Source organism: Paenibacillus sp. P4_E11 (assembly GCF_056401635.1).
In genome coordinates this window covers 1-1,678 of the sequence record NZ_JBFUIX010000420.1, presented here as the reverse complement: position 1 = coordinate 1,678, position 1,678 = coordinate 1, and the positions used below count along the sequence as shown (strand labels likewise).

General features: G+C 51.4%; 2 protein-coding genes. Both read right to left on the bottom strand.

Going from position 1 to position 1,678, the window contains the following annotated elements; all coding sequences use genetic code 11:
- On the bottom strand, positions 1-660 hold a 660-nt coding region (locus tag AC1DWB_RS34695; RefSeq protein WP_477545618.1), incomplete at its 3' end, for a methyltransferase, TIGR04325 family.
- A 22-nt stretch (positions 661-682) separates the two neighbouring features.
- Positions 683-1,678 (bottom strand): glycosyltransferase family 4 protein (locus AC1DWB_RS34690; RefSeq protein ID WP_477545617.1); only part of this gene is annotated, 996 nt, incomplete at its 5' end.

The following is a 1,678-nucleotide window of genomic DNA, read 5'->3' as shown; positions in this document are numbered from 1 at the left end:
CAGCTCATACTTTCCTTCAAAGAGGCTCATGAAACGTTTCTGACTGATCAGCCACGTCGGGGCGATCTTTTTATGAATTTGCGGTGGAATCACATATAACGCTAGCCGGTCTTCCTCGGGCAGAAACGGCGTCCGGTCCACGATAATGTAGTCGAACCCGTACCCCATCAGCTCCGATAAGAACGTATGTGGGTCTTCGAGGCAGAGCAGGACGCCAGACAAAATAACGGTCGTAGGATTAGTGGCAGCCCTGCACTCTTCAACGGTGTAGAAAAATCGCAGCGTATCGTCCTGAACGGCCTCCCTGCCGCACACAACGTAGTGCTGTTGCTCGACGACATTCCATTTCACTTCTGGTACATGCTTCAGAAAGCCTCTGCATTGGAAGTATGAGGAGCCCAATGAACCGCCAAAATCCAAAACGTTAAGCTTGTTCCCGGAGGCGGTCGCGATCATCAGTAAATAGGCGAGCAGCGGATAAGAATGCTCGATCTTATCGAAGAGCACTGAGTCTCGCTCGAATACCGCTTCCCCTGACTTTACTTTCAAAATAGCCGATTTGACTTTCTCCAGAAAAATCATGGGGTCGTCATCGAAGCTATACTTCATGGCTTCCGACCAAGAAGCGAAGCTCCCAAACAATCCATACTCTCGTTCCATATCGTCCTCCCCTTTCTCGGATTCAGGAGGTTAGTCCCCTGATGATGTTCAGAAATGTTCGATTAAACTCCCGTTGTCCCCATTGAGCCCCCCGTTCCTTGCCTTTCCGGACTAACTCCCTGCATAACAGGTCATCCGTCCATAATAACTTCACGCAAGCAGCGATCTCTTCGATCGATTCCGGATCGAACAGCAGGGCAGCGTCTCCGACCTGATCCGGCATGCCGTAAATCCGGGAAACGGCCACTGGACAACCAAGAGCGAATGCCTCCAAGGGAGGAATGTTGGTCGGCCCGAAGAGGGTGGGCATCACCATCGCCCGCGCCCTCTTGAACAACTCGGGGATATACGCGTTGGGCACATACCCTAGCATAAACACACGGTCTTGCATATCCAGTCGTTGAATCAATTTGATAATTCCGTTGAGCCCGTCTTTCTCCATCCCGGTGAACACTAGATGGATGTCGGGCAATTCCGCCGACAACGATTTGACCGCTCTAATCAGGCGTATATGGTTTTTGTGCCTCCAGAAATGACTGGGATAAAAGATATACTTCCGGGGGAGTGTAAGCTGATCGAAGTCTTGGGGCGCCGTCGACTCACTCACATTCACGTATCCGGGAGGTAGAAATGGCAACACGAAGATCTTATTCATCGGCAGGCCATACGACTCGTGAACATGCTGGCGTCCGATCTCGGAATCGACAAGCACACCTGCACTCCAGCGGCAAATGTTGTGGTATATCGTCTCTCGCGCGACGAATTCACCGGCCTCCGATACTTCAGGGAACCGGCTCTCATAGCGGTGCATCAAATCATGGATCGCAGTCAACACCGGGACTTGCTTCTGGAAATCCCAACCTTCCTGGGAAGGGAACACCCAAAGGTCGCATGGCGGAATGAGACCGTCGTCCCAGCTCAAATTATACGATTCGAGCTTGAAGTAAGGTTTGAGATGCTCTATCCAAAGCGAATCGATATAAGCGACAACGGGCTGAAACTCCTTGCGGGGTAATGA